We start from the raw sequence: 25,133 nt of genomic DNA on the forward strand, positions 1-25,133 counted from the left end.
GACGGATGCCCTGACGGTGCCACACCGACCGCACCAGAGGATTGTTACCTACATCACTCGGTGACCAAAGACCACACATCCCCCGCCGCTACCGCAGCCTCGAGAAGTTCCGCATCCCACGACGCAACAGTGCCGAACTCGTTGCGCCACGACAGGACACGATTCGCGTGCCGATGCAGTTCGTGCTCCATCGTGAAGCCGATCGCACCGAGCGCCTGATGCGCATTGCGGGTGACCACCGCCGCCGCGTGACCGGTGCACGATGCTGCCGCAGCGACCGCGAAGCGGGTGGCGCTACTGCCGAAACCGTTGTCGACCGCGGCCGCCACCGCCGCGTCGGCTGCCGCCCGTGCGAGGGCCGACTCGGCGGCGATGTCGGATACGAGCGCTTGGACGGCCTGGAACTTTCCGAGTGGCCGACCGAACTGGACACGCGCCGTGACATGTTCGACGACGAGCCCCAGAATCCGATCCATCGCTCCCACCGAGGAGAGTGTCCGCGCAAGCGCACCCCGGTAGCGGAACTCGTCGGCCACCGACGCAGGCACCTCGGTACCCGAGAGCGCAGAGACGTCGACGCGGATGTGGTCGCGCGGCTCCGACGCGAGATTCACGGCCTCCGTGAGTTCGACCTGAGCCCTGGGGATCTCCGCGACCCTCCAGGTACTTCCCGCGTCCTGCCACAGGACGACGATCGAGTCGACGTCGCGCGCCCAGGGCACGAAGCGGGCGCCACCGTCGGCATCGAGTACCGCTGCCGTGCGCACGCCGTCGCCGCCCTCGAGCCCGGCTGTCGTGAGCAGCCACCCGGCGAGCAGGTCGTTCTCCGCGACCGGCACCGCCGCAGAGCCCGCACCGGCTGCGGTGAGAAGCAGTGCCGCCTCGGTCCAGCCTGCGCCGCTGCCACCGTTCGCTTCGTCGCCGGTCAGGCGTGCGAGACCCAATTCGCTGAGCGTGGCCCACAGGCTGCGATCGAATTCGATGACGTCACCGATGCGGTGGTCGTCGCCGGAGGTGAACACTTCGGCGAGCATCCGCTCGAAGTCGCGCAATTCGGTGTTGTCCGTTGCCGTGTTGTCGGTCATCGTAGTCCCAATCCTCGTGCAATGACCCCGCGCAGGATCTCGCTGGTTCCGCCGCGCAATGTGAAGCCCGGGCGCTGCATGACGCTCGCCCGGATCAGCTGCGAAAGATGTTCGTCGGAGGTTCCGTAGCCGGCGATCTCGTCTGCCAGATCGGAGAGGTCACCCTCGGTTTTCGTGCCGAGCACCTTCACCACCGACGCGGCAAGTTCCGCGTTCTCCCCGCGTTCGAGCGATTCGGAGACGGCCGTGGACATCCGGTGCAGCCCGGCCATCCGACCGATGGTCGCGCCGATCCGCGTGTCGGATTCGACGGTGCCCGACCCGACACCGCGGACCAGGCCCTCGAGGACACCGAACGTCGACAGGAATCGTTCGGGACCGCTGCGTTCGAAGCCGAGTTCGCTCGTGACCTGCTCCCAGCCCGATCCGATCGCACCGAGGACGAGATCGTCGGGGACGAAGACATCCTCGAGCAGCACCTCGTTGAAGTGGTGGTCGCCGGACATCGACAGGATCGGGCGGATGGTCACGCCGGGTGAGTCGAGCAGCACGATGAACTGGCTCAGGCCGTCGTGGCGGTGCGCTGGGTCGAGCGGCGCGGAGCGGGCGAGACCGAAGAATGCGTCGGCGTGATGTGCACCCGAGGTCCACAGCTTGGTTCCCGTGATCTTCCAACCGCCCTCGACCTCGACGGCGCGAGTCTTGACGCTGGCCAGGTCGGAGCCGGAGTCGGGCTCGGACATGCCGATGGCCCAGCAGATCTCGCCCGCGGCGATGCCAGGGAGGAACCTCTGCTTCTGCGCTTCGGTGCCGTACTTCAGAAGAGACGGCGCGGCCTGCCGGTCCGCGACCCACTGTGCCGCGACGGGAGCACCGACCGCGAGAAGTTCTTCGGTGACGACGAAGCGCTCCATGAAAGTGCGTCCATGCCCGCCGTATTCGGTGGGGATCGTCATGCCGACCCAGCCCTCGGCCGCGAGCGCCCGGGTGAAGTCGATGTTCCATCGGGTCAGCCAGGTATCGATACCGGGTGTGAACACCCCGGACGCGATCTGTTCCTTCAGGAAAGCCCTCACCTGCATGCGCAGTTCGGCGAGCGCCGGATCGGGTGTCCCGGCCTGCGGGACCAGTCGTGTACTCATCGTGATTCTCTTCCGTCGCGCGGGGCAGCGTTCGTCCCGCTCGGGCACAACAAATCCATTGCCATGTCGGCATAGCGTTCGGCGATATCGTCCGGCGTGTCGGGTCCGGCCGGGTCGTACCAGTTGGCGATCGCAGACACCATCGCCAGGATCGATCTGCGGCAGTCGTCGGGATATTTCGTGGTGAACAGGTCCTGGCGGACGCCCTCGTCGATGATGTCGCGCATCCGTTTGCGTCCCGCGCGTCGGCGCTCGTCGTACTGGCGTGCCCCGTCGGGCTCCAGATTGCGCACCTCGGTCGCGATCAGCTGCCCCTGCTTGGGGTACTGGGTCCGGAACTTGACGTTCCCCCGCACGAACGCGCGTAGCTGCGCGACGGGATCGTCTCCGGCATCGGCGAGCTCGGCGTCGCACACCGCGTCGTACGTGTCGACGCCGTCCAGCAGAATCGCGAGCAGCAGATCCTGCTTGTTCTTGTAGTGGTAGTACAGCGCAGACAGGCTCACGCCGGCTTCCTGCGCGATGGTCCGGATCGATGACGCTCCGTACCCGTTGCGCACGAACTCTTTACGTCCGACATCGATGAACAGTTGTTGTTTGGGAGACGGTGCCATCACGTCGCCCCCGCATCGGCATACACGTCGATGAGGTCTTGCAGAGCACCCTTGACCATCTTGCCGGTGGCGGTACGCGGCAGGTCGTCGACGAAGCGAACTCTACGTGGGCACTTGAACTTCGACAGCCTCTCATGGCAGAAGTCGATGATCTCGCGTTCGAGGTCGTCGCCCGGCGCGGCGCCCCCTGCGGGGCGCACGAACGCTTCGACGCGTTCACCGCGGTCCACGTCCGGAACACCCACCACCGCGACATCGCCGACCCCCGGGTGCAGGGCAAGGATGTTCTCGATCTCCTGCGGGTAGATGTTCACTCCACCGGAGATGATCGTGAACTTGTCGCGGCCGGTGAGGTACAGGTAATCGTCCTCGTCGAGGTAACCGAGGTCGCCGTTGGTCGCCCAGTTCTTCTCGAACGGATGTCGCGCGGACTCGGTCTTGACCGGATCCTTGTGGTACTCGACGTTCTGCACGGGTTTCTCGAAGTAGACGGTCCCCGCCTGCCCTGCAGGCAGCTCGCTGCCGTCGGCTGCACAGATGTGCGCGACCCCGCTGCTTCCGGCTCCTCCTGTGCGGCCCACACTTCCGGGTTTGCGGAGCCACTCCTGCGGTGTGATGACAGTGCTGCCGACCGCCTCGGTGGCCGAGTAGTACTCGTACACGATCTCACCCCACCACTGGATGAGGTTCGCCTTGACTTCGACGGGACACGGCGCCGCAGAGTGGATCGCGCAGCGCAGCGACGACAGGTCGTACTTGTCGCGCACCTCGTCGGGGAGTCGGAGCAGTCGCACGAAATGCGTGGGAACCCATTGACTGTGGGTGACGTGATGGCGCTCGATCAGTTCCAGCGACAGTTCCGCGTCGAAGCGTTCCATGAGCACGACGCTGCCACCCAACCCCTGCGTGAGCACGCTGTAACGCAGCGGCGCCGAGTGGTAGATCGGCGCAGGCGACAGGTAGACGGTGTCCTCATCGAACCCGAAGTGCCGCAGCATGTCGATGAGGGGAGTTCCGGGATCTTCGTCGATCTGCACACCGCTGAGCCGGGGCTTGATTCCCTTGGGACGCCCGGTGGTTCCCGACGAGTACAGCATGTCGCTGCCCCGCGGCTGATCGGCGAGCGGCACCGTGGACAGGCCTTCGACCTCGGTTTCGTAGTCGAGGTGGCCCGGGATCGATCCACCGAACGCGACGCGATGCCGCACCTTCGGTGTCAGTGCGGCGATCTCTTCCGCGAGCGACATGAGGGGCGCCGATACCAGCAGGATCGTCGCGTCACAGTCGTCCACGATGTACGCGGCCTCCGCGGCCGCGAGATGCGAATTGACGAAGGTGATGTACACACCGGAACGGAGCGCACCCCAATACAGTTCGTACACAGTCGCGTCGTTGACGGTGATCACTGCGACATGATCACCGGCACCCACATCGTGCGCGCGTAGCCAGTGTGCGAACCGGACGGACGCATCCTCGAGTTCTCGATAGGTGATCGTCCGCCCGGTCGCAGCCTCGTGTACCGCGGGCCGATCCGGGTGCGTTGCAGCGTAGCGGCCCGGGTACATGACTACAGCCCCAGATCCTTGGAGATGATCGTCTTCATGACTTCGCTGGTGCCACCGTAGATCCGCGTGACCCGCGTGTCGGCGTACAGGCGGGCGATCGGGTACTCGGTGATGTAGCCGTAGCCGCCGTGCAACTGCAGGCACTTGTCGATGACCCGGCCGGCGACCTCCGTGCAGAACAGCTTGGCACGCGCCGCGTCGGCGACCGACAGTTCCTTGCGGTCCAGCAGCTCGAGGCAGTGATCGACGTAGACACGCGCCGCCTGTGTTTCGGCGGAACACTCGGCGAGCACGAACTTCGAGTTCTGGAACGAGGCGACCGGCTTCCCGAACACCTTGCGGTCCTGGGTGTATGCGATCGCGTGGGAGATCGCGGCCTCGGCGAAGCCCACCTGGTTCAGTGCGATGGCGAGGCGTTCCTGCGGCAGGTTGTGCGCGAGGTAGCCGAAGCCGGCGCCTTCTTCACCGAGGAGGTTCTCGACCGGTACCTTGACGTCGCTGTAGGACAGCTCGGCGGTGTCCTGCTGATGCAGGCCGATCTTGTTGAGCTTGCGGCCCACGGCGAAGCCCTCGGTCGCGGTGGGGACGGCGATGATCGACAGGCCGCCGCGCCGGTCCTCCGGATCGAACGGCGAGGTGCGGCACACCGTGAGGATCAGATCGGCGGTGGCGCCACCGGTGATGAAGGTCTTGGCGCCGTTGACGATGTAGTGCGAGCCGTCTTCCGACAGCTTCGCGGTGGTCGCGATGTTCGCGAGGTCGGAACCGGTGCCCGGCTCGGTCATCGCGATGGCGGTCATGATCGAGCCGTCCGCGAAGCCCGGCAGCCAGCGCTTCCGCTGCTCCTCGGTGGCGTACTCGAGCAGGTACGGCAGGATCAGGCACGCGTGGACGGTGTAGCCACCGAACGACACACCGGCGCGCGCGACCTCTTCGAACACGATCGTGTTGTAGATGAAGCTGGATTCGCCACCGCCACCGAACTCTTCGGGCACCTGGATGCCGAGGATGCCGAGTTCGCCGAGGCGGCGGAAGAACTCGCGCGGGGGGTGTCCGAGCTCGTCCCACTCCTCACGGTGCGGTGCAACGTCGCGCTCGATGAAGTCACGCACCATCTGGCGGAACGCGTCGTGCTCTTCGGTGAGGATAGTCCTCTTCACGATATGGAATCCTTCTGTTCTGGGTTACTTGCCGGTGAAGTTGCCCGGGCGGCGTTCCATGAATGCCGCGAGCGCTTCTCGATGGTCTTCGGTGTGGTGCGAGAGCGCCTGCAGCGACGCAGACAGCTCGAGGAGGGTGTCGAGGTCGACGCGTTGTCCTTCGCGGAGCAGCTTCTTGGTCATGCGCAGTGCGTGTGGCGGGTTGACGGCGACACGGTCGGCGAGCGCGCGTGCGGTCTCGAGCAACTGCTCGGGTTCCACGACCTGCGACACCATGCCCCAGTCGAGGGCGGTGGCGGCATCGACGCGATCACCGGTGAACGCCATCTCGGCGGCGCGGGCGGCGCCGATCGCGCGCGGCAGCAGCCACGCGCCGCCGTCACCCGGGATGATGCCGAGTTTGACGAAGCTCTCGGCGAAGAACGCCTTCGTCGACGCGACCCGCATGTCGCACATCATCGCCAGGTCGCAGCCGGCGCCGACGGCGGGGCCGTTGACGGCCGCGATGATCGGCACCTCGCAGTGGAAGATCGCTTTGGGCAGCCGTTGGATTCCGCGCCGGTAGCCGTCGCGGAGGGCGTGCGGTGCACCGGCGAACATGCCGGTGCGATCGACCATGTCCTTGACGTTGCCGCCCGCGGAGAACGCCGAGCCGGCGCCGGTGAGGATCACGACGCGGGTGTCGACGTCGTCGTTCGCCCGGTCCACGAGTTCGACGAGGCGTTCGACGACGTCGTCTCCGGAGATCGGGTTCCGCGCTTCGGGAAGGTTGATCGTCCACGTGACGACGTGGCCGTCCCGTTCGGCGAGTACGACGTCCTGCGATGCACTCATGGGGTCGTGATCCTTCCGTTGCGCTGCCATCGACGTGCCGAACCAACGTGCTGGGTCGAACGATCGTTAAACTACGGCGCGCGCGATGGACTGTAAAGACCTCCGACGCTTTTCGCTCAGTCGGGCAGGCTCACGCCCGATTCGGTGATTCTTATGGCTACTTCATCAGGAAAGACATTGAGGAAGACGAACGGGTCGCGGCCCAATACCCATCCCGGTGCGAGCGCGGTCGCATAGCGCTCGAAATAGCCGACCTGTTTGCCGAACAGCACCAGCTCCTCGGGACTCGTGGTGTTCCATCGACGCCCCAGCGACACGAGCGCACCGATCAACGCGCTGAGCCGCAACTCCGAGAGGTCTCGTCCCAGCAGCGGGCCGAAGGTCTCCGCCATCTGCCGCCCGACCTCCGCATCATCGACATCGAGATTCTCCGCGACCCCGAGCTCCCGGAGACTGCTCGCGACCGAGGAGAAGTCACCGTCGAGCAACGCCGAGCGGAACAATTCGCGCAGCACCGTGCGCCACTGTTCGGGGAGCTCACCGACGATCCCGAAGTCGAGCAACGCGACACGGCCGTCGTCGAGGTGCCACAGATTCCCGGCGTGCACATCACCGTGGAACGGGCCGTGCAACAGCACCGCCTCGATCCACACCTTCACACCGCGCCGAACCAGCAGTGCGGTGTCGAGCCCCTCCTCCCCCGACACGACGCGGTCAAGGGGTGTGCCCGTCAGGCGTTCCATACAGATCACTCTCGGCCCGCACCAATTCCAGTAGACCTCGGGCACGGTGACGAACCGGTTGTCGCCGAACGCCCCGATGTTGTTGCGGAAGCGATCCTGCCGGTCGGCCTCGACCGCGGCGTTGAGTTCGGTCATCGTTGCGTTGTAGAGGTCGCGGATGATCGCAGGAGTGTTGGCGATCCGGAAGAACTCGAAGATCTGCAGCATCTTGGCACCGACGTACGCCGCGCGCAGATCGACGAGCATCCGTCGTGCGATCCCGGGGCGTTGCACCTTGATCACGGCTTCGCGTCCGTCGAGGAGCACGCATCCGTGGACCTGCGCGACCGAGGCCGCTGCGAGCGGCACATCGTCGAATGACGAGAACATCTCGCCGATCGGGTGCCCGAGGTCTTCCTCGATAACCGCGCGCGCCTGTTCGGACGGGAAGGTGGGCACGTCGTCGAGCATGCGCAGGCAAGCGTCGGCGAGCGGGGCAGGGAACAGACCCGGCGACGATGCGACGAGCTGACCGAGTTTCACGAACGTGGGTCCGAGATGTTCGAATGCGTCGACGGTGCCGTGCGCGGCCGCATCGACGACACTGCGACGGGGTGCGCGCCGGACGATGCTCATCGCGGCCCATCGCACCACCGCCCACGTCACGAACGCGACGAGCGCGAAGGCGACGACAACGGCGCGACCGAGTTCGGCGATCCCGAACCTGTCGAGCGGCGGAGTCTCGACGTGCAATGCATCGAGTGGCGGCCCACCCGCGAACGGACCCACAGGGCCCGCCCCACCCGACGCATCGTTCCGCCCGAAGTGTTCCTGCAACACCGGCCCCCAATCCATCCTCCGCGACCCCCACCAGGACACGGCTTCGTCACGCTACCCGCATAACAGGCGTAATCGAAGCGTTCGTGACCTCCGTAGAAGGCACCGCTGCGGACTGTTGTCTGTCGGTCCCCCGGACTACTCTCGGGCAGGTAGTTGTTCAGGCAGTCGGACGAGGGCGGAGACCCATGGCAGAACAGCTCCTTGACACCCCATCGAGTGACCTCGGCGATGCCGACTTCATGGATGCCGCCGAGCCGTACCGGCGCGAACTTCTCGCGCACTGCTACCGCATGAGTGGGTCCCTGCACGACGCGGAAGACCTCGTGCAGGAGACCTATCTGCGAGCATGGCGCGGTTACGACAATTTCGGCGGACGCTCGTCGTTGCGCACGTGGCTGCATCGCATCGCCACCAACGTGTGTCTCACGGCGCTCGAGGGACGCAAACGCAGACCCTTGCCCACCGGGCTGGGTGCACCGAGTTCCGATCCGACGGACGACCTCGTGACGCGTCAGGAAGTCCCCTGGCTCGAGCCGATCCCCGGCAGCTACACCGACGACGGGCACACCGACGACCCGAGCGATCCCGCAACGATCGTCGCGTCACGCGACTCGATCCGGCTCGCGTTCGTCGCAGCGCTACAGCACCTGTCGGCGCGGCAACGCGCAGTGCTCCTGCTGCGCGATGTACTGCAATGGCGGGCAAGCGAAGTCGCCGCCGCACTCGATACCACCACCGCCGCAGTGAACAGCCTGCTGCAACGCGCCCGCGCGCAGCTACGCGACTCCCAGGCCTCGAACGTCGAACTCAGCGAACCCGACAGCGCCGAAACCCGCGCGCTCGTGAAGCGGTGGGTCGAGGGGTTCGAGAAATACGACATCGATTCGCTCGTCACGATGCTCACGGAGGACGCCATCTGGGAAATGCCGCCGTTCGACGGCTGGTATCAAGGCGCCGACGCCATCGTGACTCTGATCAAGTGCAACTGCCCGGCGAAAGGCCCGGGCGATCAGATCCTGCTCCCCACGGTGGCGAACGGACAGCCGGCCCTCGGACTCTATATGCGTGGTGAAGACGGGCAGCACCGTCCTTTTCAACTCCAGGTCCTCGACATCGTCGAGGGCAAGGTTGCGCACGCGACGGTCTTCTTCAGCGACGACCTCGTCGGGTTGTTCGCGCGCTTCGGGCTACCGGCTCACCCCTGAGCCGCACCTTCACCCTCGGGTGCCCACTGAGCCGTCCGGTCACGCTTTGCTCAGGACCCACACCGGGCCGGTGATCAACCAGATGACGGTGATGACTCCGAGCATCGGGAACACGCCGTTGAGGGCGGCGCTCTGAGTGTCGTTCGCGACGGTCGCACCGAGTCCCAGAATGGCCGCTCCACTGATTCCGGCGGCGATGAGCCAGCGCCCGAAACTCGCGATCTCGTGCCGGAACGCCTCCGACCCTTCCTTCGGCGGTCGCGCGGGCTTCTCACCACCGGCGAACAGGTAGGCGAAACGACTATCGGCCCAGCGGATGATGCTGGGGCCGAACGCGACACTCACCCCCAGGTAGATCCCGGCGATTCTGTGGATGTAGCCGACTTCCGTGCCGTTCCGCAGATCGAGTGCCACCGCAGCGAGCAATACCACGTCGATCACCGGGATCAGTGCGAGCGCAACTGCGCCGACCTTCGGTAGACGCAGCGGATATCGGAGCACGAGGCCGAGTGCAAGAACAACCCAGAACCCGACCTCGCTGGCGACGATGAATGCGGTGATGTGGCTGGTGAACATGATTGGAGCATGTCGTCGGGAGACTCGTCGCCGCGTCCGCCGATCGGGTCGCAGAGCGTCATCACTTCGGATGACGCCGGTCTGTTCGGGCAGGTCGTTGTGATCGAATGGCATCGTGATCGACCGATACGCAGCCGCGCTCATCGCACTCGCATATTTCGTGTGCGGCGCGGTGCTGTATCTGCTGGACCTCGGTGCCCTGGTTGCCCACGACGAGACGTCGGTGCAGGTGCGGCTAGTGCTTCTCGCTGCCGTGTGCGTACCGATGCTCCTGCGCCGTTCGCACCCACTACTCGGTCTGGCGCTGGCCTCGGTGCCCGTCGCCGTCGACTTCGCGCTCGGCATGTCCCTGCCGGTGTGGATCGCGTACGGCGATCTGCTGTTCGCGGCCGCGTTGTACGGCACTGCCCGGACGAGTGTGTTCCTGGAGCGGGCACCGATCGCACCGATCGCGATACTCGCCGTCGGAGCCGGAATCTACACCGGCGAGCTGAGACCGGCGGTGTTCGTCGCGGCCATGGGCGCACTCCTCATCTCACTGCCTGTGTGGTGGGCCCGGTCGGTGCGCACCCACCGCGACGCAGCCGAGGCCGAGCGCGTCAAGGCGCAGGCACTCGCCCAGGTCGCCGAACTCGACCGCGCCGCCGCAATCACCGCTGAACGGCAACACCTCGCGCGCGACCTGCACGACATCGTCGCCGGGCACCTGTCGGCGATCGCGATCCAGAGCGAAGCGGCGCTGCGGCTGCGCGAACGCGATCCGCAGAAAGCGATGACGGTCCTCGAGTCGGTTCGCACCAACAGCGTCGAAGCGCTCAGGGAGATGCAGTCGATGGTGACGTTGCTGCGCAGCGAGGACACGCGCGACGACACCGCCACCGCCGGACGTCTCGCCGACCTGTCCGGCCTCGTCTCGTCGGCCGGGGCGAGCGGCAACACCGTCACGATCGATGCGCGCGAGCTTCCCGAACTCGACGCCGAAGTCGACGTGACCGCCTACCGCATCATCCAAGAAGCCCTGACGAATGCCACCAAACACGCGCCCGGCCAGCCCGTACTCGTGTGCCTCGCGGCCGACCGTCGCGAACTGACGATCCGGATCTCCAACCCGCTCGTGCCCGCGAACACCCGAACTGTCGAGGTAGCTCCCGACAGTGATACAGCGTGCGAGAGGGGGGAACGGCAGGGGCTGCGCAATATCGCGGAGCGCGCCGCCGCGATCGGTGGTGGTGCCCGCTCCCGGATCGTCGACGATCAGTGGCGAACAGAAGTACACCTGCCATTGCGAAACGGAGCCGCCCGGTGACCATCACACTCCTGCTGGCCGACGATCACACCGCGATCCGCAGCGGCCTGCGGATGATCCTCGAGTCCGACCCCGACATCGAGGTGGTCGGTGAAGCTGCCGACGGCGCCGTCGCCGTGTCCCAGGTACGCGCACTGCAACCCGATGTGGTGCTGATGGATATCCGGATGCCGGGAACCGACGGCATCGCCGCCACGCGCATCATCACCTCGGAAACCGGTAGCCGGGTGCTCGTACTCACCAGCTTCGAGATCGACGAGTACGTGTTCGACAGCTTGCGGGCCGGTGCGGGCGGCTACCTCCTCAAGACCGCATCGGCCGATGCTCTGCTGCACGCGATCCGGTCCGTGCACGCGGGCGACGGAGTGCTCGCGCCGGAGGTCACCCGAACGGTGATCGACGCGTTCGCCGCCGTGCGCGAACGCACGCCCGCGCCGGTCCCCGCCCTCGAGACCCTCACCGGCAGGGAACGCGAGGTGTTCGACCTCATCGGCGAAGGCCTGTCGAACAGACAGATCGCCACCCGCCTCGGGGTCAGCGAAACCACCGTGAAGACGCATGTCGCGCGGGTTCTGCACAAGCTGGATCTGCAGTCACGGATCCAGGCCGCGATCCTCGCGCACGAGTCCCGCTGAGTCCTCCACCGCTGCCTGAGCGAGAATCGAGGCATGACGCTCGATATTTCCACGTTCCCGATCGACCGACCCGCCACCTACACGGGGGTCGGGGTGAACGTGTGCTCGCCCGACTCTGTCTCGGTGACGCAGACAGTCGGCCCCACCTTCTTCGACCACCGCGGACAGGTCACGATCTCGGCGCTCGGCGCCTTGTCCGACATTGTCGGAGCCGCCCCCGCCGGTGTCGCCAGGGAACACGCCACCGGGCTCCGTGCGCAAGGCGTGCTCGCGCAACTCACAGCGTCGACCGCACATCCGTTCCCGCACGCCGGCCGAGTGTCCGGAGTCGGACGCAGCATGCATTTCGACGACACCTCGGGTCTGTCGTCCGCAGAAATCCTCGATGAGCACGGCAACCTCGTCCTGCACCTGACCGGACGGACCATCGTCGTCGGACGCGCACCCGTCGACGGCGGCGGCGCACCGACCGACGCCTTCCCCACCGCCCCGGACGAGCACGAGCCATGGATCGACGGCGATGTCCTCGCTTCCAGGTCCGGCCTCGACATCGTCGGCGGCATCGCTTCCGGCACGCTGCCGCGAGGTCCGCTCGCGGGGATGCACGACCTCCGGGTGCACAACGTCGAACGCGGTGCGGTGCGCGCCACCGTCGCACCGAGCCAGTGGATGACGAACTTCATCGGCTCGATCCAGGGCGGAGTGCTGCTCTCGATCGCCGAGATCGTCACCGGCCTCGCAGCACAGAGTCTCACCGAAGCGGGCGGGCAGTACCGGATGCTTCAGATCACCCTCGACTACCTGCGTTCTCCCGCGGTGCCCGGACCGGTCGTGCAGGTGCAGTCCGACGTGGTGCGGGCCGGACGGCGTCTCGCTTCACTGGAAACGTTGCTGACCGGGGAGGACGGCACGGTGTATGTGCGGGCGTATGCGAGCGTGCAACTGTTCTCTACGCCCGCCGAGCAGCAGTGACGGCTGCTGCCCCGAGCCGCGGGAACCGTCCGTCGGAGATCGTGGTGTAGGCGTTTCCCATCCGGTTGGTCACGAACGCGAACGACAGTCCGGTCTCGGGATCGGCGAATGCGCCGGAACCCCCGAAACCGTAGTGCCCGATCGACCTGAGCGGCTGCTGACGCACTGCCACCCAGGCGGGGTGGTAGCCGAGTCGCCAGTTGGGACGGAAACCGAGAACGTAGTCGCGACGACGTGTCTGCACCTCGAGCAACTGTTCGACGGTCTCCTCCTTCAGCAGCCGGTGGCCACCGTTACCGGTCCCGGATGCATCGCCGAGTGCACCCCCATTCGCGAGCGCGCCGTACATCCGGGCCAGCGAACGCGCGGTGAATACGCCGTTCCAGCCGGGCATCACGGCGTCGTGAGCCCGGGGACTGCGCATCACCTCGTCGAATCCTTCCGCCATCCCGGCTTCGGCAAGGCCCTTGATGCCGGGCATCCGCGACATCACCGCGCCCGCGGTCGCCCACGGCGCGGGCAGAAAGTTGACCTTGGGAAACACTCGCGCGATGCGGTGCCGCTGCTCGGGCGGCACGCGATACCAGAACTCCGCCGCCCCGAACTCCTCCGCGCCGAGCGGCTCGGCGATCTCCTGCCGAACGAGATCTTGGAACGGCACACCTGAGACCCGAGCGGCGACCTCCGCGACGAGGTTCCCGTAGGTCACGGCGTGATAGCCCGGTCCTGTCAGCCGACGCGGATCCGGGGGCGATGCCGCGAGTGCCGCGGCGACCTTCTCCGAATCGAGGAGCCCGAAGCGTCCCGGAACGAGCCCGCGGGCTTTGTGGAGGCCCGCACGATGCGACATGAGTTCGCGGACGGTGATGCTTCCTTTCCCTGCCGCGCCGAACTCGGGCCAGTACTGCTCGACCGGTGCGTCGTACGACACCAGGTCACGCTCGGCGAGACGGTGCAACACCGTGCTGGCGACGCCCTTTCCCGTGGAGAACGACAGCACGATCGTGTCGCTCGCCCAGCGACGCTGCTTGTCGGCCCACCCCGCCCAGACATCGAGAACCGGTTCGCCGTGCAGGTACGCGGCAATCGCGCCGCCGCCCTGACCCGGTTTGTCGAACATCCGGAAGAAGAGGTCGGCGACGGGCAGGAATCGCTGGTCGACGACCATCTCCGTGTTCAGCGCCGCCTTCGGCATCGGTTCGTCACCGCTGGCCACCGTGTTCATCTCCCATCCGTAGGTTCCGGACCCGATGGTAGGGATCGGCCGGACGACGTGCGCACGTTCTCCGGCGTTCGACCGCTTACTGCACCCGGACCGTTACGGGTGTAAGGATGGATGCCATGACCACTGCGCACTCGGAGACCCGATCCGGAATCGATCTCGACCACGTCGACGAGGGCACTCGCGCCCAGGACGACCTGTTCGAGCACGTCAACGGCCGTTGGCTCACCGAACACGAGATCCCTGCCGACCGCGCCCTCGACGGCGCCTTCCGCACCCTCGCCGACAAGGCCGAGGTCGATGTGCGAACGATCATCGGGGAGGCAGCCGACTCCGATGCCGCGCCCGGGACGGACGCGCAGAAGATCGGCGACCTGTTCACGAGTTTCATGGACACGAACACGATCGAGGCCGCCGGGCTCGGGCCCATCACCGAGGAACTGTCGTCGGTCGCGGGTGCAACCGACCGCGCCGCACTCGCAGCCGTGCTCGGACGGTTGCAGCGGGTGGGCGTCGGCGGCGCGCTCGGCCACTATGTGGACACCGACTCGAAGAACTCCCAGCGCTACCTCGTGCACGTGGCGCAGGGTGGCATCGGCCTGCCCGACGAGTCCTACTACCGCGAGGACCAGTACGCCGAGATCCGCGACGAGTACGTCGCGCACATCGGCCGGATGTTCGCGCTCGCCGGCCTCGAACACGATCCGCAGCGCGTGCTCGCGCTCGAGTCGAAGCTGGCTGCGGGGCACTGGGACGTCGTCAAGCGGCGCGACGCCGACCTGACGTACAACCTCGTCACCCTCGATTCGGTGCTCACCGATCTCCCCGAGTTCGACTGGACCGGCTGGATCACCGCGACAGGCGCCACCGCGGAGCAGTGGGCCGAGATCGTGGTGCGGCAGCCGAGCTTCCTCGAGGTGTTCACACAGGTATGGGCGGGTGAGTCGCTCGACGATTGGAAGGCGTGGGCGTCGTGGCGGATCCTGCGGGCGCGTGCCCCGTATCTGACCGACGCGTTCGTCGACGAGAACTTCGCGTTCTACGGTCGTACGCTCACCGGCGCCGAGGAGATTCGTGAACGGTGGAAGCGCGGCGTGTCGCTCGTGCAGGACCTCCTCGGCGAATCGGTCGGCAAGCTGTACGTCGAACGCCACTTCCCGGCCGAAGCGAAGGTCCGGATGCAAGTACTCGTCGAGAACCTCACCGAGGCGTACCGGCAGAGCATCACCGATCTGGAGTGGATGAGCCCCGACACCCGCCAGGCGGCGCTCCGCAAGCTCGGCAAGTTCACGCCGAAGGTCGGCTACCCCGACAAGTGGCGGGACTACTCGGCCGTCACGATCGCTCCGAACGACGTGGTGGGCAACTACCGCAGCGGCTACGCGGCCGAATACGACCGCGAACTCGCCAAGCTCGGCGGCCCCGTCGACAGGGACGAATGGTTCATGACTCCGCAGACGGTCAACGCCTACTACAACCCGGGCATGAACGAGATCGTCTTCCCGGCGGCGATTCTGCAGCCGCCGTTCTTCGATCTGCATGCCGATGATGCCGCGAACTACGGCGGGATCGGCGCGGTCATCGGGCACGAGATCGGTCACGGCTTCGACGACCAGGGCGCGAAGTACGATGGCGACGGCAACCTCGAGAACTGGTGGACCGACTCGGACCGCAGCGAATTCGGCAAGCGCACTGCAGCTCTCATCGCCCAGTACGACGAGTTCGAACCGAAGGCGCTCCCCGGCAAGCGCGTCAACGGCAGTTTCACGATCGGCGAGAACATCGGCGATCTGGGCGGACTGTCGATCGCGTTGAAGGCCTACGAAATCGCTCTCGGCGGCGAGGAGTCCCCGGCCATCGACGGGCTGACCGGACTGCAGCGGGTGTTCTTCGGGTGGGCGCAGGTGTGGCGCACGAAGGTGCGCGACGAGGAGGCGACGCGCCGGCTCGCCGTCGACCCGCACTCACCGCCGGAGTTCCGGTGCAACGGCGTCGTGCGCAACATCGATGCGTTCCACACCGCCTTCGATGTGAAGCCGGGTGACGGGCTCTACCTCGAACCCGAGGAGCGGGTGAAGATCTGGTGACCCCATGGCTCTGGTGACCCCATGGCTCTGGTGACCCCATGGCTCTGGTGACCTCATGACGAAGGGCCACGCGTACCCCCGACGGGTACGCGTGGCCCTTTCGTCTGCGGCCGAACCGACTACGACAAGTGCGCGCCGGGGACCGGAATGCCGCGGCTCGCGAGCCACGGAGCCGGATCGATCTTGGTGCCGTCGGCGAGGTGAACCTCGTAGTGCAGGTGCGGTCCGGTGGATTGTCCGCGGTTGCCCATCGTGGCAATCTGATCGCCGGCGCTGACCGGCTGGCCCACCGAGACCAGCGACTGATCGATGTGGCCGTAGACGCCGACGGTGCCGTCGTCCTGCTGCACGCGGACCCAGAGCCCGAATCCCGAGGCCGGTCCGGTCTCGATCACATGACCACTGGTGACAGCGAGGATCGGTGTTCCGATGGGAGCGGCGATGTCGATGCCGTTGTGGTTGGTGCCCCACCGAGCACCGTAACCGGAGGTGAAGACACCCGCGGCCGGGAATACTGATGCGGGACGACGCGCGGCTTCCTCGCGCGCAGCCTGCTCCGCCGCCTCACGCGCGATGCGATCCAGTTCGGCCTGATGCGCCGCTGCCGCCTCTGCGATGCGCTGCTGTTCGCGTTCGGTGGCCTTGCGCAGTTTCTCCGTGTAGCTCGATGCATCGACTCCCGAGATGGACAGCACCTGCGGAGCCGTGGACAGCGCCTCACTGCTTCCCGTCCACGAGAGCCCGGCCTGCGCGCGGGTCGTCCTGTCGGTGGTGTCAGTAGCACCGGCAGCCGTCGTTCCGGCCGCCGTCACGGCCCCGGTAACCAGGACCACCGATATCCACCTCCCCATGCGCACGGCAGCGGGTCGACGTCGGGGTGTCACGGTCGGAGCAAGATTTTCGGCAGTGAAAGACAAAGCAACGTTCCTCTGAGCGGCCTCTCGATAACGAAAGGGTTACGAATCCATCACAGAGTACGGGTTTTGCGTTTATCGGCGGCGTGTCGGTTTGACGCCAGCCAGTCCACTGGTCAAAAAATGTCCGAAATTTCCCCACATGAGTCACACGTACAACATGCACGCTCATTCATGACGTCGAAAATGTGTGCGGCCTCACGAGCCGGAGCCTCATTTTCCGCGGTTCATCACCTTGTCTGCGGCTTCCCAATGAGCGTCGGCGACCCACAATTGCGCGAACGCATCGATCGCCTCGTCGGGCGTCGCGCCGGAGATGACGCGCTTGATCGAACCCGAGGATTCGTTGACGAGTGAGCGTGCGAGCGAGCGCCAGCCCTCGTCGAACGATTCGCGCGGCAGCACCTGATCGACGAGACCGATGCGATGAGCATCCTCGGCCCCGAGGATCGTGCCGGACCCCGCAAGCATGAGCGCCTTGCCCCGGCCCACGAGCGCGGCGAGCCGCTCGGCCCCACCCCACGCCGGCATGATCGCGAGGGAGACCTGGTTGAACCCGATCTTGATGTCGTGGGCAGCGACGCGGATGTCGGCCGACACGGCGAACTCCGCGCCGCCTCCGAGCGCATGACCGTTGAGTGCTGCAACTACGGGCCCGGGGAAAGCGGCGATCCGGTCGCAGATCGTCCGCATGCGGCGCGCCATGCCCGCGGCCTCGTCCACCGTCCGCAGCTTGGCCAGTTCCTTGAGGTCCCCACCGGAGACGAAAGCGCGATCGCCTGCGCCGGTGATGACCAGCACGCGGGCATCGCCCACCTTGTCGAGCGTCTCATCGAGACGATCCATCGTCTCGAGCGAAATCGCATTGCGCGCCTGCGGACGATCGATCGTGAGGACCGCCAATCCGTCGTCCAGTTCGAGCTCGACCATAGGGTAATTCTCCCAGGTGATATTGGAATTCTTTCCTATGGAGAATAACATGCTCACATGCCGGTGAAAGCCGGCAGGAACTCCGCCGACGCCGCGGTGTACCTCGGCGCGGCTCCGTAACCATCAGGAGCGACCCGCTCCGTAACCACCTGGAGCGCAACAGATGCGGCAGATACCCCCCGAGCTCGTCGAACGCTACGAAAACGAAGGGTGGTGGACGCACGACACACTCGGCGACCTCCTGGCCCGCGGCCTGAAAGCGGCTCCGGACGCCGAATTCCGAGTCTTCTCCGACGTACGCCCCTGGGAGGGGACGTTCGCAGACGTCGACCTCATGGCACGGCGGCTCGCGTCCGGCCTGCACAAGCGCGGCGTGGGCCCCGGCGACACGGTCGCATTCCAGCTTCCCAACTGGATGGAGGCCGCGGCGGTTTTCTGGGCATCGTCGTTCCTCGGCGCAGCGATCGTGCCGATCGTCCACTTCTACGGGCGCAAGGAACTCTCCTACATTCTGGGTGAGGCGAAGCCCAAGGCGTTCGTGAGCGCGGAACGCTTCGGCAACATGGAGTTCCAACCCGACCTGTGCGCAGACATCCCGATCGTCGGTGTCGTGGGACAGGATTCGTTCGAGGACCTGCTCGACGACGAGCCGTTCGAGGGCGTGTTGCCCGCGGACACAGCGGGCCCCGCCCTGCTCGCATTCACCTCCGGCACCACGAGCAATCCCAAGGGCGTGATCCACAGCCATCGGAGTATCGGATGCGAGACGCGTCAGCTCTCCGCGCGCTACCCCGCCGACCGGGGCAAGCAACTGACCGCCGCGCCGGTCGGCCACTTCATCGGCATGGTCAATGCCTTCCTCATCCCGGTTCTCGACGGCAGCCCCATCAATCTGCTGGACGTCTGGAACCCCGAGCGGGCGCTCGAACTCATGGAAAGCGACGCGCTCGTGGTGGGCGGCGGTGCCACCTACTTCATGACGAGCCTCGTCGATCATCCCGACTTCTCCCCCGAGCGGCACATCCCGTTCATGAAGTACGCAGGGCTCGGCGGGTCCACGGTTCCGGCCACGGTGACACGCAGGCTCGCCGACTACGGCATCACGGTCTTCCGCGCGTACGGCAGCACCGAACACCCGTCGATCACGAGCTCGTTGTCGACCGCTCCCGAGGACAAGCGGCTCTACACCGACGGCAACCCGACACCGGGCGTGGAGATCCGGCTGACCGACGACGGCGAGATCCTCAGCCGCGGACCGGACCTGTGCGCCGGCTACACCGACCCGGCCCTCACTGCGAAGGCGTTCGACGACGAGGGCTGGTACCACACCGGTGATATCGGAGTGCTCGACGACGACGGCTATCTCACCATCACCGACCGCAAGGCGGACTTCATCATCCGCGGCGGCGAAAACATCAGCGCCCTCGAGGTGGAAGAAGTGCTGCTCGCCCTTCCGTCGGTCGCGGAGGCCGCGGTCGTCTCCGCCCCCGACGAGCGCCTCGGTGAGCACGCCGCGGCGGTCCTGAGACTGCATCCGGGGCACACCTTGCCCACCCTCGACGACGTGCGGTCGCACTTCGCGCAGGCGGGGGTCGCGAAGCAGAAGTGGCCGGAGGAACTGCACGAGATCGCAGACTTCCCGCGCACCGCAAGCGGCAAGATCCAGAAGTTCTTGGTCCGAAAGGACATTGCGGCGCGCAACGGAAGAGAATAGTATTCTCACAACGAGAGAAGGAGCATTTCTGATGACAGCGAAAGAGTTGCCGTACCAGCTGTTCGACGCGGACAACCACCTGTACGAGACCGAAGAGGCGCTGACGAAGTTCCTCCCGGACAAGTACAAGGGTGCGATCAAGTACGTCCAGGTCGAAGGACGCACCAAGATCGCGATCCGGAATCAGATCAGCGAGTACATCCCCAACCCCACCTTCGAGGTCGTCGCCCGGCCCGGTGCGATGGAGGATTACTTCAAGAACGGGAATCCCGAAGGTAAGAGCAAGCGGGAGATCTTCGGCAAGCCGATGAAGTCGATCCCGGCGTTCCGTGAGCCGGCCGCACGTCTCGAGCTGATGGACGAGCTCCAGATCGAGCGCACCCTGATGTTCCCGACGCTCGCCAGCCTCGTCGAAGAGCGCATGCGCGACGATCCGGATCTGATCCACGCCGTCGTCCACTCGCTCAACCAGTGGCTGTACGAGACCTGGGGATTCAACTACAAGGACCGCATCTACACAGTTCCCGTCATCAGCCTGCCTATCGTCGAGAAGGCGATCGAAGAGCTCGAGTGGTGTGTCGAGCGTGGCGCGAAGGCCATCCTCGTGCGCCCCGCACCGGTGCCCGGATTCAAGGGGCCGCGGTCGTTCGCGCTCCCCGAGTTCGACCCGTTCTGGAAGCGTGTCGTCGAGCTCGACGTCCTGGTCACCCAGCACTCCTCCGACAGCGGCTACGCCCGCTACAACCAGGAGTGGGACGGTACGGGCGCGGAGATGCTCCCGTTCGTGACCAACGCGTTCCGCATGGTCAGCGAGTGGCGCCCGATCCAGGACGCGGTCTGCTCCTGGGTGTGCCACGGTGCGCTCTTCCGCTTCCCCGAACTGCGGATCGCGGTCATCGAGAACGGCGCATCCTGGCTCCCGCACGTGCTGCAGACCCTCGAAGACACCTTCAAGAAGGCACCCGAAGGCTTCGGCATGCAGGACCCGGTGGCGGCGATCAAGAAGAGCATCCACGTCAGCCCGTTCTGGGAAGAGGACTTCAGCAAGCTCACCGCCCTCATCGGTGCGGAGCGCGTGCTGTTCGGTTCCGACTACCCGCACCCGGAGGGCCTGGCCGAGCCCACCACCTACATCAGCCACATCCAGCACCTCCCCCTCGAAGATCAGAAGTTGGTCATGGGTGGCAACCTTGCGAGGCTCCTGAAGGTATGAACTGGCAGACCATCCCCGAGATGGTCCTGAGTTCGGGCGACCGCTTCGGCAGTGCCGAAGCGGTCGTCGACGGGGACCTCCGGATCACCTTCACCGATCTCACCGACCGGATCCGTCGAGCCGCGGGTGCTTTCGCCGACGCCGGCATCCGCAAGGGCGATCGGGTGGCGATCTGGGGTCCCAACTCGGCCGAATGGGCAATTGCCGCGTTCGGCCTGCTCACCGCAGGCGGAGTCCTCGTCCCGATCAACACCCGCTATCGGGAGGACGAAGCCGCCGACATCATCCGCCGGAGCGGGGCGAAGGCGGTGCTCGTCCAGAAAGGTTTCCTCGGACAGGATTTCACGGTCGCCGAGCCCGTACCGGTGTTCGATCTGAAGTCCGACTTCCTCTCCAGCGGAGAACCGTTCGAGGTGAAAGTGCATGGCGACGACATCGCCGACATCATGTACACCTCGGGTACCACCGGTCGCCCCAAGGGCGTCATGATGAACCATCGACAGACCCTGCGGATGTTCTCGGAATGGTGCGATCTCGCCGATCTGCGCCAGGGCGACCGCTACATGATCGTCAATCCGTTCTTCCACATGTTCGGTTACAAGGCCGGTCTGATCGCATCGATGATCCGCGGCGCCACGGTCCTGCCGATTCCTGTCCTCGACGTCGACCGGGTGCTCGAACTCGTCGAACGCGAGAAGGTCACGATGCTGCCGGGCCCCCCGACGCTCTACCAATCGCTGCTGACCACTCCTACCGCGCACGACATCTCGTCGCTACGCGCCGCCGTCACAGGTTCCGCCGACATTCCGGTCGAGCTCATCCGGAGAATCAGCAAGGAACTACCGTTCGAGACGATCATGACGGGCTACGGCCTGAGCGAAGGCGGGACGGCAACCGCGTCGCGTCGCGGCGACACGTTCGAGCAGATCGCCACCACGGTCGGAAAGCCGTGCGACGGCATCGAGATCCGAATCGCCGACGACAGTGAAGTACTCATCCGCGGCTACAACGTCATGCAAGGCTATCTCGACGATCCGCAGGGCACCGCCGAGGCGATCGATACCCACGGCTGGCTGCACACCGGCGATCTCGGCACGCTCGACCCCGAAGGACGGCTCCGCATCGTCGGACGCAAGAAGGACATGTTCATCGTCGGGGGCTTCAACGCCTACCCCGCGGAGATCGAAGGTTTTCTGCTCGAGCATCCCGCCGTCGACCAGGTTGCCGTCATCGGCGTCCCCGACGAGCGACTCGGCCAGGTAGGCAAGGCATTCGTCGTCTCGCGCGCTCCGGTGCCTGCTGCCGACCTGATCGCCTGGAGCCGCGAACGCATGGCGGGGTTCAAAGCACCCCGCTTCGTCGAGTACCTCGATGCGCTGCCACTCGGCGCCACCGGAAAAGTCATGAAAGACCAACTGCGGTAGGTCGAATCACCACCGCACCAGAGGAGGAGGCACGATGAGAGACGAAGCTGCAATGCTGGCCTTCGCCTTGAAGTGGAGGCATTGGAACGGCGGACCCGATGAAGATATCTTCGTCGAGTTCGGCATCACCCCACCGGAGTTCTTCCACAGGCTACGCGTGCTCCTGACACGGGACCGGTGGAATCGGCTCGACCCGGAGATCCTCGATCAACTCGTCAAGGTCTGCGACGAGCGCATCGGCGCGATCGACATCCGATCGGTCGCCGACCGCGATCGGACGAAGTTCGTCTCGCCACAGCACCCGCTCAGCAGGCTCTCGGCCTGACACGTTGCTCCGGCACGGTCTTCCCGTGCCGGAGCAACGCCTGGTGTGGGCCAGGCACATCGCCCAGCTTGTACGGCCGTCACTTGCGCATTTTGCTGAAATCCCAGCTCACGATCTTCGTCGGCTCGAGCTTCAACCACGCGTGCCTGCCGTCGTAGGAGAAATCGCGTCCGCCGGCATATTTCCCGGCGAAAAGCCGCTCGGGTTCGGCGAGTTCGTCGATATCGTCGCCTCGCCGCGGCGCTTCACCGACCATCACTGCGCGCCCGCGTAGCTCCACACCCCGAAGGCTCATGAAGTCGGCACCTCCGTCATCGATGATCACAGCAAGCCGCGCATCGCGATCGATGTCGGCCCAACGTTGACTACGGACAAGTGAGTTGAGCCACAACGCCTTTCCGTCCCAGACGTACCACAGTGCACTCAGGTGGGGTCCACCCGTGCCGACGGTCGCAACCCGGCACACCGGCTGATTCCGCAGGAACTCGTCGCGCTCGTCGTCGGACATCGCGATCGCGGTACCTCGTCGTTGCTCGCCCATATCGGTCTCCAATACTGTTCGGCCCCTGCGAGAAGATCCCGCGCCTGACCACACCTACAGTTCGCATGGCCAGTTCCTACGACGCTTCTGCCTTGTCGAGGTCGATGTTCTCGACCTCGAACAGATTCTTACGTCCCAGGACGGACGGCAGTGGGAAGTGACATGCCGCGTACTGTCCCGGTCGCACCTCCCGCATTTCCGGTTCTTCCTTCTCGCATCGCTCCTGCGCGTGCGGGCAGCGTGTCCGGAAACGACATCCCGTCGGCGGGGAGAGCGGCGACGGCACATCACCCGCCAGCGCCGGCCCGGCGAAAGCCTTGTCTGGGTCGGTCAACGGGACAGAGTCCAGCAGTGCGCGGGTGTAGGGATGCGCGGGGTCGTCGTAGAGCTCGATGGAGTCGCCGAACTCGCAGACCTTGCCGAGATACATCACCATCACGTTGTCGCTCACAGTGCGGACCACACCGAGATCGTGGGCGATGAACACAACCGTCAGGTCGAACTCCGCCTTGAGTTCTTCGATGAGGTTGAGGATCTGAGCCTGAACCGAGACGTCCAACGCCGAAACCGGTTCGTCGCAGATCAGCAGGCGTGGCCCGAGTGCGAGTGCACGTGCGATCGCGACACGCTGTGCCTGGCCACCGGACAACTGACGGGGAAGGATCTCCGCGAACCGGTCGCCGGGAAGTCCGACCTGCTCGAGCATCGATGCAGACTTCTTCTCGCGCTCCGCGGCATCCGCTCCAGCGACGGTCATGCCCTCGACGACGATGTCCTTGACCGCGCGACGCGGATTGAGCGACGACACCGGGTCCTGGAAGATCATCTGCATGTCGCGGCGCAGCGAGCGCATGTGCTTCTCGCTCACGTTCTCGATCCACTCATCACCGAACCTGATCCGGCCCGCCGTCACGCGATCGAGTCGCAGAACGGCACGACCGGTGGTCGACTTCCCACATCCCGATTCTCCGACGATGCCCAGTGTCTCGCCGGGTAGCAGGTCGAAACTGATCTTCGACACCGCCTGCACCGTGCCGGCCTTCGACGGGTATTCGACGACGAGATCCTGCACCGAAAGCAATGCTTCGTCGCCGCGTAGATGCGCGGTACCACTACCTGCCATGTGATTCACCTCCGGATACAGACCCCACCGGAACCTGGACGGGGTTCACGCACGCGACGTCGTGATCGACGCCGAAGGATTCGAGTTCGATCGGCGCAGAAGAGCATGCGTCCTCCGCGTGCGCACAGCGAGGAGCAAACCTGCAGCCTTCCGGGGGTGACGTCGGGTCGGGAAGCGACCCTTCGATCAGACGCAGAGGTGAATGCCTCTCGTGATCGATCGACGGTGTCGCGCCCAGAAGCGCATGGGTGTAGCGATGCATCGGCGCGTCGAACACTTCGCGCGTGGACCCGATCTCCGCGAGACGACCCGAGTACATGACAGCCACCCGGTCGGTACGACCGGCGACGACGGCGAGGTCGTGGCTGATGAGCATCATCGCCATGTTCCGGTCGCGTTGGACGCGGCGGAGCAGATCGAGGATCTGCCGCTGCACGGTCACATCCAAGGCCGTGGTCGGTTCGTCCGCGATCAGAAGATCCGGCTCACACGCCAAGGCGATCGCCAGCATCACGCGCTGGCGCATGCCGCCGGACATCTCGTGTGGATAGTTCCTCAGGCGGCGTTCCGGATCGGGCACACCCACTTCGTCCAGGAGCTTCAGTGCGCGATCGTGTGCCTCGGACTTACTCACGCCGAGGTGTCGTCGCATTCCCTCGGTGAGCTGACGCTCCACCCGCACAACAGGGTTGAGGGACCGGCCGGGATCCTGGAAGACCATGGCAATCTGGCTTCCCCAGATCTCCAGCTTCTCCTTCTTGCTCAGGGACAGCAGATCGCGTCCCTGGAAGGTGACCTCGCCCGAGCGACCTGATCGCGGCGGCATCAGACCCATGATCGCGCGGGCCATGACCGATTTACCGGAACCGGACTCGCCGACGATACCCAGCGCCTGTCCGGAGTCCAGGTTCAGCGACACATCGTCCACTGCACGGACGGTGCCTCGCGGCGTGCCGATGTAGGCACGTAGATTTCTCACTTCGA

Annotated in this window: 23 protein-coding genes; 9 read left to right on the top strand and 14 right to left on the bottom strand. The window is 65.6% G+C overall.

Annotation, left to right across the window (positions count from 1 at the left end):
- Nucleotides 1-53 precede the first annotated feature (53 nt).
- The 7 genes from ACFWB0_RS00290 to ACFWB0_RS00320 all read right to left on the bottom strand — a co-directional run bounded on the left by ACFWB0_RS00290 (nucleotide 54) and on the right by ACFWB0_RS00320 (nucleotide 7,977).
- On the bottom strand, nucleotides 54-1,085 hold the full coding sequence (locus ACFWB0_RS00290; protein WP_378488417.1) for an acyl-CoA dehydrogenase family protein: 1,032 nt from the start codon (nucleotides 1,083-1,085) through the stop codon (nucleotides 54-56).
- Nucleotides 1,082-2,227: an acyl-CoA dehydrogenase family protein gene (locus tag ACFWB0_RS00295; protein ID WP_378488418.1), complete on the bottom strand. Its 1,146-nt coding sequence runs from the start codon at nucleotides 2,225-2,227 to the stop codon at nucleotides 1,082-1,084. The genes ACFWB0_RS00290 and ACFWB0_RS00295 overlap by 4 nt, the downstream gene beginning before the upstream one ends.
- Nucleotides 2,224-2,841: a TetR/AcrR family transcriptional regulator gene (locus tag ACFWB0_RS00300; RefSeq protein WP_378488419.1), complete on the bottom strand. Its 618-nt coding sequence runs from the start codon at nucleotides 2,839-2,841 to the stop codon at nucleotides 2,224-2,226. The genes ACFWB0_RS00295 and ACFWB0_RS00300 overlap by 4 nt, the downstream gene beginning before the upstream one ends.
- Nucleotides 2,841-4,406: an AMP-binding protein gene (locus ACFWB0_RS00305; RefSeq protein ID WP_378488420.1), complete on the bottom strand. Its 1,566-nt coding sequence runs from the start codon at nucleotides 4,404-4,406 to the stop codon at nucleotides 2,841-2,843. The genes ACFWB0_RS00300 and ACFWB0_RS00305 overlap by 1 nt, the downstream gene beginning before the upstream one ends.
- Nucleotides 4,407-4,408: 2 nt before the next feature.
- A complete protein-coding gene (locus ACFWB0_RS00310; protein ID WP_054807450.1) occupies nucleotides 4,409-5,566 on the bottom strand; it encodes an acyl-CoA dehydrogenase family protein in 1,158 nt (385 codons plus the stop codon).
- A gap of 24 nt (nucleotides 5,567-5,590) precedes the next feature.
- A complete protein-coding gene (locus ACFWB0_RS00315; RefSeq protein WP_378488421.1) occupies nucleotides 5,591-6,400 on the bottom strand; it encodes a crotonase/enoyl-CoA hydratase family protein in 810 nt (269 codons plus the stop codon).
- Nucleotides 6,401-6,516: 116 nt separating this feature from the next.
- Nucleotides 6,517-7,977, bottom strand: a complete 1,461-nt coding sequence (locus tag ACFWB0_RS00320; protein WP_378488422.1) for an ABC1 kinase family protein — start codon at nucleotides 7,975-7,977, stop codon at nucleotides 6,517-6,519.
- A gap of 170 nt (nucleotides 7,978-8,147) precedes the next feature.
- Between ACFWB0_RS00320 and ACFWB0_RS00325 the strand changes: the two genes are divergently transcribed.
- Nucleotides 8,148-9,167 carry a sigma-70 family RNA polymerase sigma factor gene (locus tag ACFWB0_RS00325; protein ID WP_378488423.1) on the top strand — a complete coding sequence of 340 codons (1,020 nt, stop codon included), beginning with the start codon at nucleotides 8,148-8,150 and terminating at the stop codon, nucleotides 9,165-9,167.
- Nucleotides 9,168-9,206: 39 nt separating this feature from the next.
- Here ACFWB0_RS00325 and ACFWB0_RS00330 read toward each other — a convergent pair whose 3' ends face one another.
- On the bottom strand, nucleotides 9,207-9,743 hold the full coding sequence (locus ACFWB0_RS00330) for a hypothetical protein (protein ID WP_378488424.1): 537 nt from the start codon (nucleotides 9,741-9,743) through the stop codon (nucleotides 9,207-9,209).
- 115 nt (nucleotides 9,744-9,858) lie between these two features.
- Here ACFWB0_RS00330 and ACFWB0_RS00335 point away from each other — a divergent pair, with 115 nt between their 5' ends.
- Genes ACFWB0_RS00335 through ACFWB0_RS00345 form a run of 3 tightly spaced genes read left to right on the top strand, consistent with a single transcriptional unit; the run spans nucleotide 9,859 to nucleotide 12,656 of the window.
- Complete coding sequence (locus tag ACFWB0_RS00335) at nucleotides 9,859-11,049, top strand: sensor histidine kinase (RefSeq protein ID WP_378488425.1); 1,191 nt, start codon at nucleotides 9,859-9,861, stop codon at nucleotides 11,047-11,049.
- Nucleotides 11,046-11,684 (top strand): response regulator, encoded by a 639-nt coding sequence (locus tag ACFWB0_RS00340; RefSeq protein ID WP_378488426.1) that lies wholly within the window; start codon nucleotides 11,046-11,048, stop codon nucleotides 11,682-11,684. The genes ACFWB0_RS00335 and ACFWB0_RS00340 overlap by 4 nt, the downstream gene beginning before the upstream one ends.
- Before the next feature lie 33 nt (nucleotides 11,685-11,717).
- Nucleotides 11,718-12,656 (top strand): PaaI family thioesterase, encoded by a 939-nt coding sequence (locus tag ACFWB0_RS00345; protein WP_378488427.1) that lies wholly within the window; start codon nucleotides 11,718-11,720, stop codon nucleotides 12,654-12,656.
- Here the strand turns inward: ACFWB0_RS00345 and ACFWB0_RS00350 are convergent.
- Entirely contained in the window at nucleotides 12,634-13,881 is a 1,248-nt protein-coding gene (locus ACFWB0_RS00350) for a serine hydrolase domain-containing protein (protein ID WP_378488428.1), read from the bottom strand. The two genes, ACFWB0_RS00345 and ACFWB0_RS00350, sit on opposite strands and share 23 nt — an antisense overlap.
- Nucleotides 13,882-13,997: 116 nt before the next feature.
- Between ACFWB0_RS00350 and ACFWB0_RS00355 the strand changes: the two genes are divergently transcribed.
- Nucleotides 13,998-15,965: a M13 family metallopeptidase gene (locus ACFWB0_RS00355; RefSeq protein WP_378488429.1), complete on the top strand. Its 1,968-nt coding sequence runs from the start codon at nucleotides 13,998-14,000 to the stop codon at nucleotides 15,963-15,965.
- Nucleotides 15,966-16,084: 119 nt separating this feature from the next.
- Here ACFWB0_RS00355 and ACFWB0_RS00360 read toward each other — a convergent pair whose 3' ends face one another.
- Both ACFWB0_RS00360 and ACFWB0_RS00365 read right to left on the bottom strand, forming a co-directional pair.
- Entirely contained in the window at nucleotides 16,085-16,816 is a 732-nt protein-coding gene (locus ACFWB0_RS00360; protein ID WP_378488672.1) for a M23 family metallopeptidase, read from the bottom strand.
- 276 nt (nucleotides 16,817-17,092) lie between these two features.
- Nucleotides 17,093-17,809 carry an enoyl-CoA hydratase/isomerase family protein gene (locus tag ACFWB0_RS00365; RefSeq protein ID WP_378488430.1) on the bottom strand — a complete coding sequence of 239 codons (717 nt, stop codon included), beginning with the start codon at nucleotides 17,807-17,809 and terminating at the stop codon, nucleotides 17,093-17,095.
- A 163-nt stretch (nucleotides 17,810-17,972) separates the two neighbouring features.
- Here ACFWB0_RS00365 and ACFWB0_RS00370 point away from each other — a divergent pair, with 163 nt between their 5' ends.
- The 4 genes from ACFWB0_RS00370 to ACFWB0_RS00385 are packed head-to-tail and all read left to right on the top strand — an operon-like array spanning nucleotide 17,973 to nucleotide 22,485.
- Nucleotides 17,973-19,523, top strand: coding sequence for an AMP-binding protein (locus ACFWB0_RS00370; RefSeq protein ID WP_378488431.1), 1,551 nt, complete (start codon nucleotides 17,973-17,975; stop codon nucleotides 19,521-19,523).
- Between the two features lie 31 nt (nucleotides 19,524-19,554).
- Entirely contained in the window at nucleotides 19,555-20,736 is a 1,182-nt protein-coding gene (locus tag ACFWB0_RS00375; protein WP_378488432.1) for an amidohydrolase family protein, read from the top strand.
- Entirely contained in the window at nucleotides 20,733-22,160 is a 1,428-nt protein-coding gene (locus tag ACFWB0_RS00380; RefSeq protein ID WP_378488433.1) for a FadD3 family acyl-CoA ligase, read from the top strand. Before ACFWB0_RS00375 ends, ACFWB0_RS00380 begins: the two co-directional genes overlap by 4 nt.
- A 34-nt stretch (nucleotides 22,161-22,194) precedes the next feature.
- A complete protein-coding gene (locus ACFWB0_RS00385) occupies nucleotides 22,195-22,485 on the top strand; it encodes a DUF3263 domain-containing protein (protein WP_378488434.1) in 291 nt (96 codons plus the stop codon).
- 79 nt (nucleotides 22,486-22,564) lie between these two features.
- Here the strand turns inward: ACFWB0_RS00385 and ACFWB0_RS00390 are convergent, their stop codons facing one another.
- The 3 genes from ACFWB0_RS00390 to ACFWB0_RS00400 all read right to left on the bottom strand — a co-directional run bounded on the left by ACFWB0_RS00390 (nucleotide 22,565) and on the right by ACFWB0_RS00400 (nucleotide 25,077).
- On the bottom strand, nucleotides 22,565-23,026 hold the full coding sequence (locus ACFWB0_RS00390) for a pyridoxamine 5'-phosphate oxidase family protein (RefSeq protein WP_378488435.1): 462 nt from the start codon (nucleotides 23,024-23,026) through the stop codon (nucleotides 22,565-22,567).
- A 76-nt stretch (nucleotides 23,027-23,102) separates the two neighbouring features.
- Entirely contained in the window at nucleotides 23,103-24,149 is a 1,047-nt protein-coding gene (locus ACFWB0_RS00395) for an ABC transporter ATP-binding protein (protein ID WP_378488436.1), read from the bottom strand.
- Nucleotides 24,139-25,077 carry an ABC transporter ATP-binding protein gene (locus ACFWB0_RS00400; RefSeq protein ID WP_378488437.1) on the bottom strand — a complete coding sequence of 313 codons (939 nt, stop codon included), beginning with the start codon at nucleotides 25,075-25,077 and terminating at the stop codon, nucleotides 24,139-24,141. Before ACFWB0_RS00400 ends, ACFWB0_RS00395 begins: the two co-directional genes overlap by 11 nt.
- Nucleotides 25,078-25,133 lie beyond the last annotated feature (56 nt).

It is taken from the genome of Rhodococcus sp. NPDC060086, assembly GCF_042730275.1.
In the GTDB taxonomy this organism is placed as follows: domain Bacteria; phylum Actinomycetota; class Actinomycetes; order Mycobacteriales; family Mycobacteriaceae; genus Rhodococcus.

Bases quoted from the DNA above. Each gene is read 5' to 3' on its own strand.
- ACFWB0_RS00295 (WP_378488418.1), bottom strand. From the start codon at position 2,227: ATGAGTACACGACTGGTCCCGCAGGCCGGGACACCCGATCCGGCGCTC.
- ACFWB0_RS00315 (WP_378488421.1), bottom strand. From the start codon at position 6,400: ATGAGTGCATCGCAGGACGTCGTACTCGCCGAACGGGACGGCCACGTC.
- ACFWB0_RS00395 (WP_378488436.1), bottom strand. From the start codon at position 24,149: ATGGCAGGTAGTGGTACCGCGCATCTACGCGGCGACGAAGCATTGCTT.
- ACFWB0_RS00350 (WP_378488428.1), bottom strand. From the start codon at position 13,881: ATGAACACGGTGGCCAGCGGTGACGAACCGATGCCGAAGGCGGCGCTG.
- ACFWB0_RS00330 (WP_378488424.1), bottom strand. From the start codon at position 9,743: ATGTTCACCAGCCACATCACCGCATTCATCGTCGCCAGCGAGGTCGGG.
- ACFWB0_RS00380 (WP_378488433.1), top strand. From the start codon at position 20,733: ATGAACTGGCAGACCATCCCCGAGATGGTCCTGAGTTCGGGCGACCGC.
- ACFWB0_RS00355 (WP_378488429.1), top strand. From the start codon at position 13,998: ATGACCACTGCGCACTCGGAGACCCGATCCGGAATCGATCTCGACCAC.
- ACFWB0_RS00325 (WP_378488423.1), top strand. From the start codon at position 8,148: ATGGCAGAACAGCTCCTTGACACCCCATCGAGTGACCTCGGCGATGCC.
- ACFWB0_RS00365 (WP_378488430.1), bottom strand. From the start codon at position 17,809: ATGGTCGAGCTCGAACTGGACGACGGATTGGCGGTCCTCACGATCGAT.
- ACFWB0_RS00290 (WP_378488417.1), bottom strand. From the start codon at position 1,085: ATGACCGACAACACGGCAACGGACAACACCGAATTGCGCGACTTCGAG.
- ACFWB0_RS00385 (WP_378488434.1), top strand. From the start codon at position 22,195: ATGAGAGACGAAGCTGCAATGCTGGCCTTCGCCTTGAAGTGGAGGCAT.
- ACFWB0_RS00320 (WP_378488422.1), bottom strand. From the start codon at position 7,977: ATGGATTGGGGGCCGGTGTTGCAGGAACACTTCGGGCGGAACGATGCG.
- ACFWB0_RS00375 (WP_378488432.1), top strand. From the start codon at position 19,555: ATGACAGCGAAAGAGTTGCCGTACCAGCTGTTCGACGCGGACAACCAC.
- ACFWB0_RS00345 (WP_378488427.1), top strand. From the start codon at position 11,718: ATGACGCTCGATATTTCCACGTTCCCGATCGACCGACCCGCCACCTAC.
- ACFWB0_RS00370 (WP_378488431.1), top strand. From the start codon at position 17,973: ATGCGGCAGATACCCCCCGAGCTCGTCGAACGCTACGAAAACGAAGGG.
- ACFWB0_RS00390 (WP_378488435.1), bottom strand. From the start codon at position 23,026: ATGGGCGAGCAACGACGAGGTACCGCGATCGCGATGTCCGACGACGAG.
- ACFWB0_RS00305 (WP_378488420.1), bottom strand. From the start codon at position 4,406: ATGTACCCGGGCCGCTACGCTGCAACGCACCCGGATCGGCCCGCGGTA.
- ACFWB0_RS00300 (WP_378488419.1), bottom strand. From the start codon at position 2,841: ATGGCACCGTCTCCCAAACAACAACTGTTCATCGATGTCGGACGTAAA.
- ACFWB0_RS00360 (WP_378488672.1), bottom strand. From the start codon at position 16,816: ATGGGGAGGTGGATATCGGTGGTCCTGGTTACCGGGGCCGTGACGGCG.